Raw genomic sequence first — 19,031 nt, 5'->3', positions numbered from 1 at the left:
CCATGGACGTACTGGGCGATCTGGACCTGCGGTGCGGCGAGCTGAAGGTGGCCCGCTACCGGACCTATCCCGAGGTCCCCAAGCGCCTGTCCCCGCGCCCCTATCTGCACCCCGTACGCACCCTCGCCGGCACCCTCGTCACCGAGGAGCGGCCCGAGGACCATCTGCACCACCTCGGCGTCGGTGTCGCGATCCCCGATGTCGAGGGGCACAACTTCTGGGGCGGCACCACCTATGTGCCGGGCCGGGGACCGACCGAGCTCGACAACCACGGCACGCAGGTGCACACCGGGTACTCGCTGCGCGACGAGGACGGATTCGTCGAGGAGCTCGACTGGACGACCGGCGGCGGGCAGGTCCTGCTGCGCGAGCACCGCACCGTCGCCGCCGTACAGCTCGGCTCCGGTGCCTGGGTCCTCGACTTCACGTTCTCGCTCCTGAACGCCACCGGCTCCCCGCTGAGCTTCGGCAGCCCGCAGACCAACGGGCGCTCCGGCGCCGCGTACGGCGGCTTCTTCTGGCGGGCGCCCAAGGAGGCCATCGCTCCCCGGGTGTTCACCGCGCAGGCCGAGGGCGAAGTGGAGGTGCACGGCACCCGCGCCGACTGGGTGGCGTTCACCGGTTCGGCCTGGTCGCTGATCTTCGCCGCGGGCACCGACCGTACACGCAAGGACCCTTGGTTCGTACGGGCCGCCGGCTACCCCGGCGTCGGCTCCTCGCTCGCCTTCGACGAACGCCTCCCGCTCGGCGCGGGCAAGACGCTGGTACGCCGGATCCTCACCGTCGTGGCCGACGGCAGCGTCGACAAGGACGCGGCCGCCGAACTCGTCCACGAGGCCACCGAGGCGGTGGGCCGGTGAACACCTCCTTCGGCGCCGACCTCGGCGACGGCACGTACCGCAATCCGGTCCTGAACGCCGACTGGTCCGACCCCGACGTGCTGCGCGTCGGCGAGGACTACTACCTGACCGCGTCCAGCTTCGGCCGCGTCCCGGGGCTGCCCCTGCTGCACTCCCGTGACCTGGTCAACTGGACCCTGATCGGGCACGCCTTGGACCGCCTCCTACCGGAGGAGTCCTTCGCCGTGCCCCGGCACGACTGCGGGGTCTGGGCGCCGTCCCTGCGCCATCACGACGGACGGTTCTGGATCTTCTGGGGCGACCCCGACCAGGGGATCCACCAGGTCAACTCCCCGTCGATGGAAGGTCCCTGGACCTCCCCGCACCTCGTCAAGGAGGGCAAGGGGCTCATCGACCCCTGTCCGCTGTGGGACGAGGAGAGCGGCGAGGCGTATCTCGTGCACGGCTGGGCGCGCTCGAGGTCCGGCGTGAAGAACCGGCTCACCGGTCACCGGATGCGTCCCGACGGCACCGGGCTGCTCGACGAGGGCAAGGTGATCGTGGACGGGGACGCCATCCCCGGCTGGTTCACGCTCGAAGGGCCCAAGCTCTACCGGCACGACGGCTGGTACGTGATCCTCGCGCCCGCCGGGGGAGTGGAGACCGGCTGGCAAGGGGCGCTGCGGTCGCGGGAGTTCTTCGGCCCGTACGAGGAGCGCATCGTCCTGTCCCAGAAGGACACCCAGGTCAACGGCCCCCACCAGGGCGGCTGGGTGCGCACGCAGAACGGTGAGGACTGGTTCCTGCACTTCCAGCAGCGCGGCGCCTACGGGCGGGTCGTGCACCTCCAGCCGATGCGCTGGAGCGCCGACGGCTGGCCGGTCATCGGGGACGACGGTGCGCCCGTCGCCGTCCACCCGAAGCCCGGCCTGCCGCAGCAGCCGCTCGCCGTACCGGACATGGACGACGACTTCCCCGGCGGGCGCCACGGACCGCAATGGCAGTGGACCGGGAACCCGTCGGCCCACTGGACCCGGGGCGGCCGAGCCTCCGCGGACGGGCTGCGGCTCAACTGCGTGCCGACCGACGCGGCCGGCGATCTGCGGCGGGTGCCGAGCGTGCTCACACAGCGGCTGCCCGGTGCCCCCGCGACCGTCACCGTCGACCTCGACCTCCACTCCAGTGCGCCCGGTGCGCGCGCCGGGCTCGTTCTGCTCGGTGACGCCTACCGATGGGTGGGTCTGGAGCGGGGTGCGGACGGGGCCGTCTCACTCGTGCACCGTTTCGGGGAGACGGTGGCGGTGCACGAGCGGGACGCCGCGTACGCCGAGCCCCTGACCCGGGGGAGCAGTGCACGGCTGCGGATCGAGGCGGGTGCGGGCGGCCGGTGCCGGTTCCTCGCCGACACCGGGGACGGATTCCGGGCCGCAGGACCGGAGTTCGTGGCCGCGCCCTGGAGGTGGGTGGGCGCGCTGCTCGGACTGTTCGCGCTCGCACCGGAGCCTTCCGCGCCTGCCTCCCAGGACACCGGCTTCGCGCTCTTCACGCACTTCCGGATACGGGCCGACTGAGCACCCGCTCGGACCGGGCACCCCGCACGACCGAGCCCGCCCGGACCGGGCACCCCGCACGACCGAGCCCACCCGGACCGGGCACCACGCACCACCGCACCACGTCACGTACGCCAACTCCCTACTGCCGCATGCCTTTTCCAGGAGCCGCAATGCCGCAAACCGTACGCAAACGACGCCGCCTGGCCGCCGTCGGCGCCCTGACCGTCTGCCTCGCGGCCGCCGCGACGCTCCCCGCGTCCGCCACCGCACCCGGCAAGGGCGGCCGTCCCACCGTGCTCGAGGTCCCCGCCCAGTACCCCACCGTGCAGGCCGCCGTGGACGCGGTGCCCGCCGGCAACACACGGCCCGTGACGATCGAGCTGGCACCCGGCACGTACCGCGAGAAGGTCAGAATCGGGGACGAACAGCACCGCATCAGTCTCGTCGGCACCGGCGACGACCGCGAAGACACCGCGATCGTCTTCGACACCCCCTCGGGAGAGCCGAAGCCCGAAGGCGGGACGCAGGGTTCCTCGGGCAGCGCCACCGTGATGGTGCGCGGCGACGAGTTCACCGCCCGCAACCTCACCTTCGTCAACGACTTCGACGAGGCCGCGCACGAGATCAACGGGGAGCAGGCGCTCGCCGTGAAGACCACCGGGGACCGGGTGTTCTTCGAGGACGTCGCCTTCCTCGGCAACCAGGACACCCTGATGACCGACACCCCGGCGCTCACCGAGATCTCCCGGGTCTACGTCCGCGACTCCTACATCGAGGGCGATGTCGACTTCATCTACGGGCGGGCCAGCACCGTCATCGAGAAGTCGGTGATCAAGGCCCTCAGCCGCGGCTCCGACACCAACAACGGCTATGTGACCGCGCCTTCGACCTGGAAGGACAACCCGTACGGAATGCTCATCACCGACTCCACGGTGATCAGCGACGCCCCCGACGGGACCTACCACCTCGGCCGCCCCTGGCATCCGAGCGGCAACCCGGACGCGATCGGCCAGCTCCTGATCCGCGACACGAAGCTGCCCGCGGCGGTCAAGGCCGCGCCCTGGAGCGATATGAGCGGCTTCTCCTGGCGCGACGCGCGCTTCGCCGAATACCGCACCTACGGACCGGGCGCCGCACCCGCGGGCCCGGACCGCCCGCACCTCGACCCCGCGCTCGCCGAGGACTACGAGCGCTCCGACTACCTGCGCGGCTGGGACCCGTGCTGAGCCCCGAGCCGACGGCGGTGAGCGTCCGTTCGGAGCCCTCCGCCCCCACACCACAACCCCGCTGGGCCACACCCTCGACACGAAGAGAGCCGATCATGAGCAGTAACCCGTTCCGTACCGGACGCGGGCGCCGCGGCGCCACCGCACTCGCCCTCGCCACCGTGCTCGCCCTGACCGCCGCGGCCTGCGGCGACGACGGGTCCGGCGCGGGCGGCGACAAGGGCGACGAGGGCTCCGGCAAGGGCGAGATCACCTTCTGGGACAACAACGGCGGTGTGCGCACCGACATCTGGAAGGAGATCATCGCCGACTTCGAGAAGGCCAACCCCGACATCAAGGTCAAGTACGTCGGGATACCGGCCGAGTCCGTCCAGTCCAAGTACGACACCGCCATCCAGGGCGGCGGTCTGCCGGACGTCGGCGGCATGGGCACGGCGATGCTCTCCGCCTTCGCGGTGCAGGGCGCGCTCGACCCGGTGGGCGACCGCATCGACAAGAGTGCGCTCAAGGGCAAGCTGAGCCAGGCGATGGTCGACAGTGTGCTCTCCGCGGGCGGCGGCAAGGAGCTGTACACCGTCCCGACCTCCGCGAACAACGGCACCCTGTGGTACCGCACCGACCTGTTCGAGGAGGCCGGTCTCGAGGAGCCCTCGACCTGGCCGAAGTTCTTCGAGGCCGCCGAGAAGCTGACCGACACCGGCAAGAACCGCTTCGGCTACACGATCCGCGGCGGCGAGGGCTCCATCGCCCAGGCGCTCGACGCGACGTACGGGCAGTCGGGGATCACCTCGTTCTGGGACGGCGACAAGACGACCGTCAACGATCCGAAGAACGTCGAGGCCCTGGAGAAGTACGTCGGCCTGTACAAGAAGGCGACGCCGTCCGCCGACGTCAACAACGACTTCAAGAAGATGGTCGCCCAGTGGGACAGCGGCCAGATCGGCATGCTGAGCCACAACCTCGGCTCGTACCAGGACCACTTGAAGGCGCTCGACGGCAAGTTCCGCGGCATCCCGAACCCGACGCAGGAGGACGGGACCCGGGTGCAGATCTCCAACCCGGTGGACGGGCTCGCCCTGTTCAAGTCGTCGAAGAACAAGGAGGCGGCCTGGAAGTTCATGGAGTTCGCCGTCGGCCACGAGTCCAACAGCAAGTGGAACGAGTCGGCCGGCGCCATCCCCTCCAACACGGAGGCGGCCGGTGACGACTGGATCCAGAAGGCGGAGGCCACCAAGCTCGCGGCCGCGGCGCTGAACGACGGCACGATCAAGATCGTCCAGCTGCCGTACTACCTGCCGGACTGGAACGCGATCTCCAAGGCCGACAACGAGCCCAACTTCCAGAAGGTCCTGCTCGGCAAGATGTCGGCGAAGGACTTCCTGGACACCCTCGCCGAGCAGCTCAACGAGGCGCAGGCGGAGTGGAAGCAGCAGCAGTAGGGCTCGCGCGTCGCGTTGGGGGTGGGCCGGACCTTTTGCGGTCCGGCCCGCCCCGGGCCCGGCATCCGAACTTCGTCCGGATCTGCTCAAGCGCCGCAGGGGCTGAAAGATCGCCTCGAGCGCCGGCGGGGCTGAGTCTCCGTGATGCGTACGACTCGAAAGCGAGGCAACAAGGACGTGTCCCTCACCCGTAGACAGCTCAGCGCGGCCGGAGTGCTCGCGGCGGCCGCCGTGGCCGCAGGCGCGGGCACCGCGACCGCTGCCTTCGCGGCCGGGGGCGGCAGGCACCCGGGCCGCACCCTGTTCATCGCCGGCGACTCCACCGCCGCCCAGAAGTACACCGACGCCGCGCCGGAGACCGGCTGGGGGATGGCACTGCCCTTCTTCCTCGGGCGTTCCCTCGCCGTCGCCAACCACGCGGTCAACGGCCGCAGTTCGAAGAGCTTCTTCGACGAGGGCCGCCTGGACGCGATCCTCGGCGTGATCGCCCCCGGCGACCTGTTGCTCGTCCAGTTCGGGCACAACGACGCGAAGTCCGCCGATCCCGTGCGGTACACCGAGCCGTGGTCGACGTACCAGGACTACCTGCGCCGGTACGTGGACGGGGCGCGTGCGGCCGGAGCGCGGCCCGTGTTCGCCACCTCGGTCGAGCGGCGCCGCTTCGACGAGGCGGGCCGCGCCGTGCCGACGCACGGCGACTACCCGGCGGCGATGCGGGAGTTGGCCGTCGAGCAGCGCGTTCCGGTGCTCGACACCCAGGCGCTGTCCCTGGAGTTGTGGGACAAGCTCGGCGCCGAGCCGGCCAAGGCGTACTTCGACTGGACGCCCGAGGAACAGGACAACACCCACTTCAGCCCGCTCGGCGCCATCGAGGTGGCGCGCATGGTCGCCGCGGAACTGCTGCGCACCCGGGTCCTGGCCCCGCGCGAACTGCGCCGCCTGGACGACGAGATCCCGACCTCGTGGATCACCTGGCCGACCGTGCCCGCGAGCTGAGGCCCGTCCGGCCGACCGTGCCCGCGAGCTGAGGCCCGTCCGGCCGACCGTGCCCGCGAGCCGAGGCTCACCCCCGTGAACCGACAAGGAGCTGCCCGTCATGTCCCGTACCGCCAGACGCACCTCCCGTACCTCTCGCACCTCTCGCACCGTCCTGCTCGCGACCGCGACTGCCACCGCGGCCACCCTCTGCATCGGCGCCCCGGTTCAGGCGAAGGGTCACGACCCCGCCCGCGCCACCCTCCCCGCCGGAGACGGCTGGGCCGCCGAAGGCACCGGCACCACCGGTGGATCCAAGGCCGCCCGCGAGCATGTGTACACCGTCGACACCTGGGAGGAGTTCCGTACGGCCCTCGCGCGGGGCGGCACCGCCCCGAAGATCATCAAGGTGCGCGGCACCCTGAACGCCACCGCGAGCGGCTGCGAGGCCTTCGAGGCCGAGGGCTACGACTTCGCGAAGTACCTCGCCGACTACGACCCCGCGGTCTGGGGTCTCGACACCCCGGTCAGCGGCCCGCAGGAGGATCTGCGCGCCGCATCGGCCGCAGCGCAGAACGAGGGCATCAAGGCCTTCGTGCCGTCCAACACCACGATCATCGGTGTGGGCCGGAACGCCGGCATCACCGGCGGCAGCCTCCAGATCAAGGACGCGGACAACGTCATCGTCCGCAACCTCACCGTCGAGAGCCCCCTCGACTGCTTCCCGCAGTGGGACCCCACCGACGGCCCGACGGGCGCCTGGAACTCCGAGTACGACGCGATGGTGGTCTACAACTCCACGCACGTCTGGGTCGACCACAACACGTTCACCGACGGCCGCTTCCCCGACAGCTCGCTCCCCTCGTACTACGGGGAGACCTACCAGCAGCACGACGGCCTCCTGGACATCGTGCGCGGCGCGAACCACGTCACCGCGTCCTGGAACTCCTTCGAGGACCACGACAAGACCCTGATGATCGGCAACAGCGACAGCGCGACCGCCGACGACACCGGCAAGCTGAAGGTCACGCTGCACCACAACCGCTTCTCCAACGTCGTCGAGCGCGCGCCCCGGGTCCGCTTCGGCCAGGTCGACGTCTACAACAACCACTTCGAGGTCAAGCCCGGTCAGAAGTACGGGTACAGCTTCGGCGTGGGCAAGGAGTCGCGGATCTTCGCGGAGAAGAACTCCTTCGCACTGCCCGCGGGCGTGGGCGCGGGCAGCATCCTCAAGAAGTGGAGCGAGGCTCCTCTGACAACCGTGGGCAACTACGTCAACGGCAAGGCGACGGACCTGATCGCCGTGCACAACGCGGAGATCCCCGCCGAGCAGCTCCAGTCGGGCGCCGGCTGGACCCCCGGGCTGCGCACCAAGGTCGACGACCCGCGCGGCCTCGCCCGGCAGCTCGCGGCGAGGGCGGGCGCCGGCAAGATCTGCTGACCCCAGTCCCCCGACCCCGGTCACCGGGGAGCGCCAACCACCCCCGGAGCGGTGGCATTTGACCTGCCCGTCGATGCTGCCGCTCCGGTCTTCCCGGACCGCCGCTCCGGTCTTCCCGGACCGCCGCTCCGGTCTTCTCAGACCTCTGCTCCGGTCTTCTCAGACCCCGCTTCCCCCGATACGATTGTCCGGAGTTTCGAAAGCCGCCCGAAATCCCGGACAACGACCGGAGGGGGCGAGGGAAGGAGAGACGTATGGGACGCCTCGTGCCGGCCGTGACCCGCGCCATGGACATCCTCGAACTGTTCCTCGGGCCCGACGACACCCTCTCCGCTCCGGAGATCACCCGCAAGCTCGGGCTGCCACGCACCACTGTGCACGAACTGGTGGCGACCCTGACAGCCCGCAGCTACCTGGACTCCGTGCCCGGTCAGACGGGCCGGTACCGCCTCGGTGTGCGCACGTACCAGCTCGGCAGCACCTACGGCGAGCGGCTCGATCTCGCCGCGGAAGGCCGCGACGTGGCCCGCAAAGTGGCCGAGACCTGCGACGAGACCGTCCATGTGGCGATCCTCGAAGGCACCGACGTCATCTACGTCGCCAAGGTCGACTCCACCCACGCGGTACGGATGGTGTCCGCAGCGGGCCGCCGGCTGCCCGCGCACTGCACGGCCGTCGGCAAGATGCTGCTCGCGACGCTGCCCGAGCAGGACCTGCGCTCCCGCATCGAGAGCGCCGAACCGCTCGCCGCGCTCACCGATCAGTCCCTCACCGACCCGGACGCCCTGCTCCTGCACCTTGCCGGCATCCGCGAGCAGCAGATCGCAGTGGAGGAACGGGAGTCGAATCCGCATGTCTCCTGCGTCGCCGCCCCGGTGCGGAACTCGGCCGGCCAGGTCGTGGCCGCGCTCAGCATCTCCGTACCGATGATCCGGTGGAGCGACGAGCGCCAGGTGGAGCTCACGGAGCTCGCGGCCAAGGGCGCCCAGGAGCTCTCCGAGCGGCTCGGGTTCGGACGGGGGCGCCGGTGACGCGCGTGGAGGTCGCCCTGCGCACGAGGGCCGAACTGGGGGAGGGCCCGACCTGGGACCCGGCCGGGCAGCGGCTCCTGTGGGTGGACATCCTCGGCTCCCGTGTCCATGGCTTCGACCCGGTCTCGGGGCGCCGCACCGTACAGCTCACCGAGCAGCACGTGGGCGCCGCGAAGCCGCGCGCCGGCGGCGGCACGGTGGTCAACCTCCGTGACGGCGTGGGGCTTTACGACCCCGACGGCACCTTCCGCTGGCTGCACCGTGACCCGGTACCGGGCCGGCGCGGCAACGACGCGGCCGTCGCAGCGGACGGTGCGCTCTGGTACGGCACGATGCGCTACGACGAGAAGCCCGGCGGCGGCACCCTCACCCGTATCGACGCCGACGGCACCGCGACGACGGTGCTCGACGACGTGGCCGTGAGCAACGGCACGGGGTGGAGCCCGGACGGCTCGCTGATGTACTACGCCGATTCGCCGACGGGCCGTGTCGACGTCTTCACCATGGACGGCATCCGGGCCGCGGACCGCCGCCCCTTCGTCCGTATCGACAAGGGCCAGGGCTTCCCCGACGGCCTCTGCGTGGACGCCGAGGGCTACGTCTGGGTGGCGCTGTGGGACGGCGCCGCGGTCCGTCGCTATGCGCCGGACGGCACCTTGGACCGCGTGGTGGAGATGCCCGTCGGGCGGCCCACGGCCTGCACGTTCGGCGGCTCCGCACTCACGGACCTCTACATCACGACGGCGGCGGTGGGCGACCCGCACCCGCTCGCGGGTTCGCTCTTCGTCGTACGGGATGCAGGTCGCGGACTGCCGCAGGCGGCCTTCGCGGGCTGAGCCTGCGGGCCTTCCGCGTCACGCACCGACTCGAACGGCGCACCAACTCGAAGCGCCCCAGGACCAGTCGGTCCCGGGGCGCTTCAGCGGGTCAGGGCCGTCAGGCGCCCGCCCGCCGCTTGTTCCACACGTCGAACCCGACCGCCGCGAGCAGCACGAGCCCCTTGATCACCTGCTGGTAGTCGGTGCCGATGCCCACGAGCGACATGCCGTTGTTCAGCACACCGAGCACCAGACCGCCGATGATCGCGCCGAGTACCGTACCCACTCCGCCGGACATCGACGCACCGCCGATGAACGCGGCCGCGATCGCCTCCAGTTCGAAGTTGATACCGGCCTGCGGGGTGCCCGCGTTGAGACGGGCCGCGTACACACAGCCGGCAAGCGCGGCGAGGACGCCCATGTTCACGAAGACCAGGAAGGTCACGCGCTTGTCCTTGACGCCGGACAGCTTGGCCGCGGCCTTGTTGCCGCCGAGCGCGTACACATGCCGCCCGACCACCGCGTTGCGCATCACGAAGCCGAGCGCGATCAGCAGCCCGGACATGATGAGCAGCACGATCGGGACACCCCGGTAGCTGGCGAGCAGCATCGTGAACACCATCACCGCGGCCGCGATCGCCGCGCACTTGGCGACCCACAACTTCAGCGGCAGCACTTCCAGTTCGTACGCGAGCTGCCGGCGCCGGTCACGCCACTGCTGCCAGAGCACCACCACGGCGACAGCGGCGCCGATGAACAGCGTCAGGTTGTGGTAGTTCGTGTTCGGCCCCACCTCGGGCAGGAAGCCCTGGCTGATGTTCTGAAAGCCCTTGGGGAACGGGGCGATCGACTGCCCCTCCAGAACGATCTGCGTCGCGCCGCGGAACAGCAGCATTCCGGCGAGTGTGACGATGAAGGATGGGATCCCGACGTATGCGATCCAAAATCCTTGCCACGCACCCGCGATCGCCCCGATCACCAGCGAGGCGGCCAGGGCGAGCGGCCAGGACCAGCCCTGCTCGACCATCAGGACCGCCGCGATCGCCCCGACGAACGCGGCGAGCGAGCCCACCGAGAGGTCGATATGGCCGGCGATGATGACGATCATCATGCCGATCGCGAGGATCAGGATGTAGCTGTTCTGCTGGACGATGTTGGACACGTTGCGCGGCATGAGCAGCGTGCCGTCGGTCCATATCTGGAACAGGACGACGATCAGTCCGAGCGCGATCAGCATCCCGTACTGGCGCATGTTGCCGCGGATCGCGTCCTTCAGCGCACCGGTCAGCTGCGAGCCGGAGCCGTCCTTCGAGGGGGTGCTCGCCGTGGGGGGTTTGTCGGTGGTGACAGGACTCATGACTCGTTCCTTGCGTGCTGGGTCATCTGGCGCATGAGGGCTTCCTGGGTGGCCTCGGCCCGCGCCACCTCACCGGTGACGCGCCCTGCGGCCATGGTGTAGACGCGGTCGCACATGCCGAGCAGTTCGGGCAGCTCGGAGGAGATGAAGAGCACCGCCTTGCCGCGCGCCGCGAGCTGGTCGATGACCGTGTAGATCTCGTACTTGGCGCCGACGTCGATGCCACGGGTCGGCTCGTCGAGGATCAGCACCTCGGGGTCGGCGTGGATCCACTTGCCGAGCACGACCTTCTGCTGGTTGCCGCCGCTGAGCCGGCCCACCGTCTCGTACACCGTGGGCGCCTTGATCTTGAGCGAGGTGCGGAAGGATTCGGCGACCCTGCGTTCCGCGTGCTCGTCGACCACGCCGCGCCGGGCCAGCTTCGGCAGCGAGGCCAGCGAGATGTTGCGGTTGATGTCGTCGATCAGGTTCAGGCCGTAGGTCTTGCGGTCCTCGGTGACGTACGCGAGTCCCTGCTTGATGGCGTCGGGGACCGTACGTGTGGAGACCTCCCGGCCGTCGACCAGGACGCGGCCACCGTCGTACACCCCGTAGGAGCGGCCGAACACGCTCATCGCGAGCTCGGTGCGGCCCGCGCCCATCAGGCCGGCGATCCCGACGATCTCGCCGCGCCGCACCTCGAGCGAGGCCGAGTCGACCACCTTGCGCTCGTGGTCGATCGGGTGGCGCACGGTCCAGCTCTCGACGGCGAGCGCCACCGAGTGCGGGCCCTCGTACGCGGTGCGCTCGGGGAAGCGGTGGTCGAGGTCGCGGCCGACCATCCCGCGGATGATCCGGTCCTCGCCCGCCTCGGCCGCGTCGAGGGTCTCGATGGTGCGGCCGTCGCGCAGGATCGTGACCCGGTCGGCGACCCTGCGCACCTCGTTCAGCTTGTGCGAGATGAGGATGCAGGCGATCCCCTGCGCCTTGAACTCCAGGATCAGATCGAGGAGTTTGCGGCTGTCCTCGTCGTTCAGGGCCGCGGTCGGCTCGTCCAGGATCAGCAGCTTGACCTGCTTGGAGAGCGCCTTCGCGATCTCCACCAACTGCTGTTTGCCGACGCCGAGATCGGCGATCCGGGTCTGCGGCTTCTCGGCCCCGAGGCCCACCCGCTTGAGCAGCGCCGCGGCGTGCCGCAGCGTCTCGTTCCAGGAGATGATGCCGCGACTCGCATGCTCGTTGCCGAGGAAGATGTTCTCCGCGATCGAGAGATACGGGACGAGCGCGAGCTCCTGGTGGATGATCACGATGCCGCGCCGCTCGCTGGCGCCGATGTCCTTGAACGCGCAGCTCTGCCCCTCGAAGAGGATCTCCCCTTCGTAACTGCCGTGCGGATGAACCCCGCTGAGCACTTTCATCAGGGTCGACTTGCCGGCGCCGTTCTCGCCGCAGACCGCGTGGATCTCGCCGGGCGCGACGCTCAGGTCGACCCCGGACAGCGCCTTGACGCCGGGGAAGGTCTTGGTGATGGCCCGCATCTGAAGGACGGGGGCCTGCACGTCATGCTTGTCGGTGGCGGGCGCCCTCACTTCAGCTGGCCCTCGGTGTAGTAGCCCTCGTCGACCAGCGTCTGGTAGTTCGTCTTGTCGATGCTGACCGGGTCGAGGAGGTACGACGGGACGGTCTTGGAGCCGTTGTCGTACGACTTGGTGTCGTTGACCTCCGGCTTGCCGCCCGTCAGCATCGCGTCCGCCATCTGTGCGGCCTGCTTGGCGAGCTTGCGGGTGTCCTTGTAGACGGTCTGCGTCTGCTCACCGGCGATGATCGACTTGATCGAGGCCAGCTCGGCGTCCTGCCCGGTCACCACCGGCAGCGCCTTGCCCCCGCTGCCGTATCCGGCGCCCTTGAGCGCGGACAGGATGCCGATCGAGATGCCGTCGTACGGGGAGAGGACCGCGTCCACGTCGTCGGAGCCGTAGTTCTTGCTGAGCAGGTCGTCCATCCGCTTCTGCGCGGTACCGCCGTCCCAGCGCAGCGTGGTGACCTGGTTGAGCCCCTTCTGCCCGGACTTGACCACCAACTGGCCCTTGTCCATATAGGGCTTGAGGGTCTCCATCGCGCCGTCGAAGAAGAACTTGGTGTTGTTGTCGTCGGGTGAGCCCGCGAACAGCTCGACGTTGAACTTCTCGCTCTTCTTCTCGTCCAGCTTCAGGGCGTCGACGATGTACTGGGCCTGCAGCTCGCCGACCTTGTGGTTGTCGAAGGTGGCGTAGTAGTCGACGGCCTCCGTGCCACGGATCAGACGGTCGTAGGAGATCACCGGGATGCCGGCCTCCTTGGCGCGGCCGAGCACATCGGTGAGGGAGGACCCGTCGATGGCCGCGATCACCAGGGCCTTGTGCCCCTTGGCGATCATGTTCTCGATCTGCGCGACCTGGTTCTCGACCTTGTCGTCGCCGTACTGCAGATCGGTCTTGTAGCCCTTCGCCTCGAGCTCCTTCTCCATGTTCTTGCCGTCGGCTATCCACCGCTCGGAGGACTTGGTGGGCATGGCGATGCCGACGGTGCCGCCCTTGGCGTCACCGGACTTCTGCTCCTTGGAGCCGCCCGCGCTGTCCTGGCCGCAGGCGGACAGGGCGGTGAGGGCGCTGAGCGCGGCGAGGGAGGTGAGGATGCGGGTGCTGCGGTGCTTGCGCATGGTCGATGGGTCCTCTCGGGCGTACGGGTGCGGGTGGGGGGATACGAACGGTGAAGCGCGGGTCAGTCCTGCGGCAGGGGAAAGCGCTTCAGCTCGCCGGGCAGGCGTGAACCGAGCGGCGACATCCCGGAGTCGGCGCCGAGACGGGCGAGCAGATCGAGGACGAGCCGGCCGCGGCGGACCCGTTCACGTGCGGTGGCCAGGGCGGTGTCGCGCATATGGGCGCCGTACGGATAGATGCCGGGCGCCTTGCTGAGACCGAACTTGAGATAGACCGGCGCGGCCCTGCGGATCAGCTCGGGCACGTCGTACATCCGCACATAGCCGCCGAGGTCGTCGGGCGCCTCGACATAGAGGTCGACGGGGGCGCTGCTGACCCGCCGTATCTCCGTGAGCTGCTGGAGGCTGAGGTCGGAGGGCACATTGAGCGAATCGGCGCCCAGGCGCTCCCAGACGCTGTACGAGGCCGGGTTGACCGGGCCGACGAGCGCGGAGACCTTGAAGGTGGTGTCGGTGGGCAGCACGCCCTGCGCACGCATCCGGTGCAGGAGCCAGAGGACGCCCTCGTCGGCGACGAGCAGGCACTTCACGCCCAACTCGGCGGCGCGCACGGCGTCTTCGACACAGCCGGCCAGCTGATCGTGACCTCGTGCCCGCAGGCCCGCGCCGCCGGAGGGGGTGCGGGTCGCGGCGCCCGCGTCCCAGGTGCCGCGGGGGCCGGTGAACAGGCAGAGCTCGATATCGCGTTCGGCGCAGGCCGCGACCATCTCGGCGATCTCGCCGTCGGTGAGCATCCAGATGCCGCTGCCCTGGCTGACGCGGTGGATGGGCACGTCGAGCTGTTCGCTCTCCTTGAGCACGACGGCGAGCGCCTCGGGCCCTTCCACGCTGGGTATCTCGGTGCGCCAGCGCCCGCCGTCGGGAAAGGCATACGGCGAGCTGTCGGCCTCGCGCAGCTCGGCGGCGCCGAAGCCGAGGCGGCTCAGGGCCGGTTCTCCGGGGGAGTGGGGCACGGCGATCCTTTCGGTTGTTCGAAATCTCGGGCGACGTTCGGAAGTCGAAGGAGGGTGGAGCAAGGGGGTGTACGGGTGGGCGCGGGCGTCCACCGAGGACAGGCCCTACGGCCTGAGCAGAACCTTCCCGACCTCCGGATCCCCGCTGCCCACCAGGGAGACGGCCTTGTCGTAGGCGCTCAGCGGCAGTTCATGGGTGATCAGGGGCGCCGGGTCGAGGACGCCTGAGCCGAAGGCGCGTACGGCGTACGACCAGGCCGCTGACGGTGCGCCGAACACGCCGTACACCGTCGTCTGCTGCATGGCGAGTGCGACGGGGTCGACGCCCTGCGCACCCGGAGCGGGGATGCCGGTGAGAGCGACCCGTCCGCCGCGGCGGGTCAGGGCGACCGCCAGCGCGGCCGAGCGCGCGGCGCCCGCCGTCTCTACGACCAGATCGAAGCGGCCGGCCCGTGCCTCGGCCTCGTCGGGACGCAGCGTGCCGGTGGCCCCGAACTGCGCTCCCTGCGCGGCTCGTCGGTCCCGGGGCTCGATCAGGACGAGCTCCAGCGGGGTGTACGCGGCGAGCAGCTGTACGGCGAGCAGCCCGAGCGTGCCGCCGCCGACCACCGCGATCCGCTCGGCCGTGCGGGGCGCCCCCTTCATGACCGCGGAGGCCACGACCGCCGCGGGTTCGAGGAGGGCGGCCGCCCGGAGATCGGCCTCGTCGTCCAGGAGGTGGAGGAGCCGGGCCGGCACCGTCACATACGCGGCGAAGGCTCCGGCCCGGGTGAAGCCCGTCTCGTCGTACGCGGCCGTGCACAGGCTGGTCTCGCCGGACCGGCACCGCTCGCACGTCTGGCAGTTGCGGAAGCCCTCCGCCACCACCTTGCGTCCGACGAGCGCCGGATCGACTCCGGGGCCCACCGCCTCGACGGTGCCCGCCCACTCGTGCCCGGGTGTCACGGGGTAACGGACATAGCTCTCGGGCCGGTTGCCGTCGAACAGCTCGCGGTCGCTGCCGCAGATCCCGGCCGCGCCCACCCGGCAGCGCACCTCACCGGCCGCGGGGTCCTCGGTGGCCGGCCGCTCCAGACGCCACGCACCGGGCCCCTCCAGGACGACCGCTTCGTGCGTCACCGGTCGGCCCCGGCCGGATCGCGCTTCTCCCAGCCCTCGGCCCACAGGTCGAACCGGGCCTGCTGCTGCGGGAATTCGGCGGCCGCGTCGACATCGAGCTCGACTCCGAGACCGGGTGCGTCGCTGAGGTGGAAGTAGCCGTCGATCACCTCGGGCGCGCCCTTGACGACCTTCTTGATCTCCGCGTCGGCGAAGTCGTTGAAGTGCTCCAGGATCTTGAAGTTCGGGGTGCTGAAGCCGACTTGGAGCGAGGCGGAGGTCAGTACCGGACCACCGACATTGTGCGGCGCGATCAGCATGTAGTGCGTCTCGGCGGTCGCGGCCAGCTTCCGGGTCTCCCAGATGCCGCCGATATGCCCGACGTCCGGCTGGATGATGTCCACGGCCTGGCTCTCGAACAGCTCGCGGAACTCGATGCGGTCGTGGATCCGCTCACCCGTGGCCATCGGGATGTCCACCTTCGCGGCCACCTTCTCCAGGGCCTTGAGGTTCTCCGGCGGCACCGGCTCCTCCAGCCACGCCGGCTTGAACGGGGCGAGGTCCTTTGCGAGCCGTACGGCAGTGGAAGGCGAGAACCGGCCGTGCATCTCCAGCATCAGCTCGGCCTCGGGCCCGATCGCGTCCCGTACGGCCTCGATCAACGAGACGGCGTACAGGCTCTGTTCGTGGTCGAGCTCGAAGTGCCCGGTGCCGAACGGATCGATCTTGAGCGCCTTGTACCCGCGCGCCATGACCTGCTGCGCCGCCTTGTGGTACGCCTCCGGGGTCCGCTCGGTGGTGTACCAGCCGTTCGCGTACGCCTTGACCTTGTCGGTGACCTTGCCGCCGAGCAGCTGCCACACCGGTACGCCGAGCGCCTTGCCCTTGATGTCCCAGCAGGCCGTCTCGATCACGGCGATACCGGACATCACGATCTCACCGGCCCGCCCGTAGTCCCCGTACTTCATGCGCTTGACGAGGTCCTCGATCGCGAACGGGTCCGAGCCGGCGATGTGGTTGGCCGCGGCCTCGCGCAGATATCCGACGAGCGCGTCGGTGCGTCCCAGCATCCGGGTCTCGCCGACGCCGGTGAGCCCTTCGTCGGTGTGCACCAGTACATAGGTGAGATTGCGCCAAGGGGTGCCGACTACGTGGGTGCTGATGCCGGTGATGCGCACGGCAGTTGACCTTCCCGGTTGTTCGAGATTTCGTCACGCGTTCGAAATGCTGGCGTGACAGTAACCGATGCGTTCGGGGAGGTGTCAATGGTCACAACCAGGTCCGTTGCCGGGGAACTTGAGGACAGCGCGAAGGGGCGGGCGGCCGGGCCGCCCGCCCCTCGGGCGTACCCCTACTTGCTGCCGAGGTAGTAGCTCACCTGCGGCGGCTGGTTGTAGCCCGTGTTCTGCCACGCCACTCCGAGCCGGTACACGGGGTCGTGCATGAGCGTCGGCAGCCGGTACTCGGTGGGATGCGGCGTCGTGTAGAGCCTGAGCGCCGTGGAGTCGGCATTGCGCCAGAGCATCTCCTCGCGCCAGTCACCGAGCAGATCAGCGGTGAGCGCCGGGTTGCCCTTGGTCCAGTTGCCGGAGCGCGCGTCGGTGTCGGACCAGATCCGGGTCAGCTCGCTGTCGCCGTCGTACTCGAGGATCTGCCCGTAGCCCGACCCCGCGGTCCCCGACCAGCGGTGGTCGAGCAGCTCGCGGTGCGGATCGCCGTCCCACCAGATCGCCGAGTTGTACGAGGCGGCCCCGCCGAAGCCCGGCACCCCGTCACTGATCTTCGTACCGTTCGCGGTGTACAGACCGCCGCCGCTCGACCAGCACTCGGCCCCGGTGTGCGCCCGCGTCAGATCCGCGCAGATCCCGCGCCCCACGTCCGTCCCCGTGCGGCTGCCCCACAGGACCTGCCCCGTACGCGCGTCATGCATTTCGAAGCCGTACGCGGAGTCGGTGTGCTCGTGCACGTTGAAGGACTCGAGCCCGGGCCGCGCCGGATCCAGATCGCCGACGTGCAGGGCGTCGCCGTGGCCCAGCTTCGTGGTCCACAGCCCGCTGCCGTTGTCGTCGACGGCCATCGCGCCGTACAGGATCTCGTCCTTGCCGTCCCCGTCCACATCGGCGACGGCGAGGTTGTGGTTGCCCTGCCGGTCGTAGCCCTTGCCGTAATTGGTGGAGTTGTTGGTGTCGAAGGTCCAGCGGCGGGAGATCTGCGTGCCGTTCCAGTCGTACGCGGCGATCGCGATCCGCTCGTAGATCCCCCGGCTGAAGATCATGCTCGGCCGTGACCCGCTCACATACGCGGTCGCCGAGAGCAGCCGCCCCTCCCGGTTCCCCCAGGTGTCACCCCAGTCGGCCACGGACCCGCGGGCGGGCTGGAAGGGCTCGGAGTCCATGACGCGGCCGGTCCGTCCGTCGAACACCGACAGGTACTCCGGGCCGCTCAACACCGCGCAGTTGTCGTCCAGATGGGACGCGGTCGCGCTGCCGATGACGGTGCCCGCGCTGTCCTTCGACCCGTCCGAGGTCCGTGCGGCCAGCTCCGCCCTGCCGTCGCCGTCGTAGTCGTACACCTGGAACGAGTCGTAGTGCGAACCGCTGCGCACATTCGTCCCCAGGCCGATCCGCCACAGCCGCTCACCGCTCAGCTCGTACGCGTCGTAGACCGTCGGACCCGTGCAGGTACCGGAGTTGGCCACGTCCGTGGCGTTGGACGGCGCCCACTTGAGGACCAGTTCGTACTGGCCGTCGCCGTCGAGGTCCGCGGCCGAGGCGTCGTTGGCCGCGTAGGTGTAGGCCACGCCGTCGCGGGTGGTGCCGCCGGCCGGCTTCTGCAGCGGGATGTCCTTGCGCCCGGCGCTCCACACCCCGGCCTTCCCGCCGGGCTGCTCCACCCCGCCGACGACCGCCCGGATCTCATAAGTGGAGCCGGAACTCCCTTCCAGATCAAGGAAGTTGGTCTTTCCCGTCTCCTCGATCAACGAGCCGCCGCGATACAGCCGGAACGACACGGCCTCCGGATCGTCCCCGAGCATCCGCCAGCTGACCAGCACCCCGCCGGAGGCCGGCACGGCGACGAGCCCGCGGTCGAGCCGTTCGGCGACCCGCGCCGCGGCGAGCGCCTTCGCGGCACTGTTCACGGGCGCGGACGGCGCGTCCGCGGCGGCACTGGCGAACCGGTCGACGGCGAAGGTCCCGGCTCCACCGAGCACGGCGGTAGCGACGAGCGCGGCGAGCAGATGTCTTGGACGGCGGCGGTGGCGCCGGCCGGGCGGGGAGAGCTGCGGCATCAGGACCTCACGGGTGGGGGGGCTGGGGAGTGCTGACGTACTCCGGTCGCCGCCGAGGCGCCCGCAGGTTGCCGCCTCCGCGCGACCTCCGAGTTCACCCGAACGGCCGCGCGTGGATCGCTGCCACCTCGCCCCCGGGTTTCGCTGTCCGTTACGACCTGGAGGAGGCCACGTGCCGGACGACACGGGCAGGACAAGCGCGGACGACGAAGTCGGGCGCCTGCGCGCACGCGTCGCCGCCCTCGAGGCCGAAGCCCAGGCACAGCCCGCCGGAC

General features: G+C 70.0%; 14 protein-coding genes and 1 pseudogene. 8 read left to right on the top strand and 7 right to left on the bottom strand.

Features of this window, described 5'->3' with window-relative positions; all coding sequences use genetic code 11:
* Nucleotides 1-2: 2 nt before the first annotated feature.
* The 8 genes and pseudogenes from ABT367_RS30670 (at nt 3) to ABT367_RS30635 (ending at nt 9,340) form a co-directional block, all read left to right on the top strand.
* Nucleotides 3-860: a PmoA family protein gene (locus ABT367_RS30670; RefSeq protein ID WP_352256532.1), complete on the top strand. Its 858-nt coding sequence runs from the start codon at nt 3-5 to the stop codon at nt 858-860.
* Entirely contained in the window at nt 857-2,410 is a 1,554-nt protein-coding gene (locus ABT367_RS30665) for a glycoside hydrolase family 43 protein (protein WP_352256521.1), read from the top strand. The genes ABT367_RS30670 and ABT367_RS30665 overlap by 4 nt, the downstream gene beginning before the upstream one ends.
* A gap of 212 nt (nt 2,411-2,622) precedes the next feature.
* Nucleotides 2,623-3,618: pseudogene (locus tag ABT367_RS30660) on the top strand (pectinesterase family protein); the annotation flags it as partial.
* Between the two features lie 95 nt (nt 3,619-3,713).
* Nucleotides 3,714-5,057, top strand: coding sequence for an ABC transporter substrate-binding protein (locus tag ABT367_RS30655; protein WP_352256520.1), 1,344 nt, complete (start codon nt 3,714-3,716; stop codon nt 5,055-5,057).
* A gap of 177 nt (nt 5,058-5,234) precedes the next feature.
* A complete protein-coding gene (locus ABT367_RS30650) occupies nt 5,235-6,053 on the top strand; it encodes a rhamnogalacturonan acetylesterase (protein ID WP_352256531.1) in 819 nt (272 codons plus the stop codon).
* 100 nt (nt 6,054-6,153) lie between these two features.
* A complete protein-coding gene (locus tag ABT367_RS30645) occupies nt 6,154-7,473 on the top strand; it encodes a pectate lyase family protein (protein WP_352256519.1) in 1,320 nt (439 codons plus the stop codon).
* A gap of 254 nt (nt 7,474-7,727) precedes the next feature.
* Nucleotides 7,728-8,504 carry an IclR family transcriptional regulator gene (locus tag ABT367_RS30640; protein ID WP_352256518.1) on the top strand — a complete coding sequence of 259 codons (777 nt, stop codon included), beginning with the start codon at nt 7,728-7,730 and terminating at the stop codon, nt 8,502-8,504.
* The gene (locus ABT367_RS30635; protein WP_352256517.1) at nt 8,501-9,340 is read left to right on the top strand and encodes an SMP-30/gluconolactonase/LRE family protein; all 840 of its coding nucleotides are present in this window, start codon (nt 8,501-8,503) and stop codon (nt 9,338-9,340) included. The genes ABT367_RS30640 and ABT367_RS30635 overlap by 4 nt, the downstream gene beginning before the upstream one ends.
* Before the next feature lie 100 nt (nt 9,341-9,440).
* On the opposite strand, the gene mmsB is transcribed toward ABT367_RS30635, so the two are convergent.
* The 7 genes from mmsB to ABT367_RS30600 form a co-directional block, all read right to left on the bottom strand.
* Nucleotides 9,441-10,679 carry a multiple monosaccharide ABC transporter permease gene (gene mmsB, locus ABT367_RS30630; RefSeq protein ID WP_352256516.1) on the bottom strand — a complete coding sequence of 413 codons (1,239 nt, stop codon included), beginning with the start codon at nt 10,677-10,679 and terminating at the stop codon, nt 9,441-9,443.
* On the bottom strand, nt 10,676-12,217 hold the full coding sequence (mmsA, locus tag ABT367_RS30625) for a multiple monosaccharide ABC transporter ATP-binding protein (protein ID WP_352256530.1): 1,542 nt from the start codon (nt 12,215-12,217) through the stop codon (nt 10,676-10,678). Before mmsA ends, mmsB begins: the two co-directional genes overlap by 4 nt.
* A 26-nt stretch (nt 12,218-12,243) precedes the next feature.
* Nucleotides 12,244-13,356, bottom strand: coding sequence for a multiple monosaccharide ABC transporter substrate-binding protein (gene chvE / locus ABT367_RS30620; RefSeq protein WP_352256515.1), 1,113 nt, complete (start codon nt 13,354-13,356; stop codon nt 12,244-12,246).
* A gap of 62 nt (nt 13,357-13,418) precedes the next feature.
* Nucleotides 13,419-14,369 (bottom strand): U32 family peptidase, encoded by a 951-nt coding sequence (locus tag ABT367_RS30615; RefSeq protein ID WP_165331193.1) that lies wholly within the window; start codon nt 14,367-14,369, stop codon nt 13,419-13,421.
* Between the two features lie 105 nt (nt 14,370-14,474).
* Entirely contained in the window at nt 14,475-15,488 is a 1,014-nt protein-coding gene (locus tag ABT367_RS30610) for a zinc-dependent alcohol dehydrogenase (RefSeq protein ID WP_434975573.1), read from the bottom strand.
* Entirely contained in the window at nt 15,485-16,645 is a 1,161-nt protein-coding gene (locus ABT367_RS30605) for a mandelate racemase/muconate lactonizing enzyme family protein (RefSeq protein ID WP_352256514.1), read from the bottom strand. The genes ABT367_RS30610 and ABT367_RS30605 overlap by 4 nt, the downstream gene beginning before the upstream one ends.
* A 173-nt stretch (nt 16,646-16,818) precedes the next feature.
* A complete protein-coding gene (locus tag ABT367_RS30600) occupies nt 16,819-18,756 on the bottom strand; it encodes a rhamnogalacturonan lyase (RefSeq protein ID WP_352256513.1) in 1,938 nt (645 codons plus the stop codon).
* Nucleotides 18,757-19,031 lie beyond the last annotated feature (275 nt).

This window comes from Streptomyces mesophilus, assembly GCF_040300965.1.
GTDB lineage: Bacteria > Actinomycetota > Actinomycetes > Streptomycetales > Streptomycetaceae > Streptomyces > Streptomyces mesophilus_A.
The sequence above is the reverse complement of the archived record's forward strand: the minus strand, read 5'-3'. Positions and strand labels throughout refer to the sequence as shown.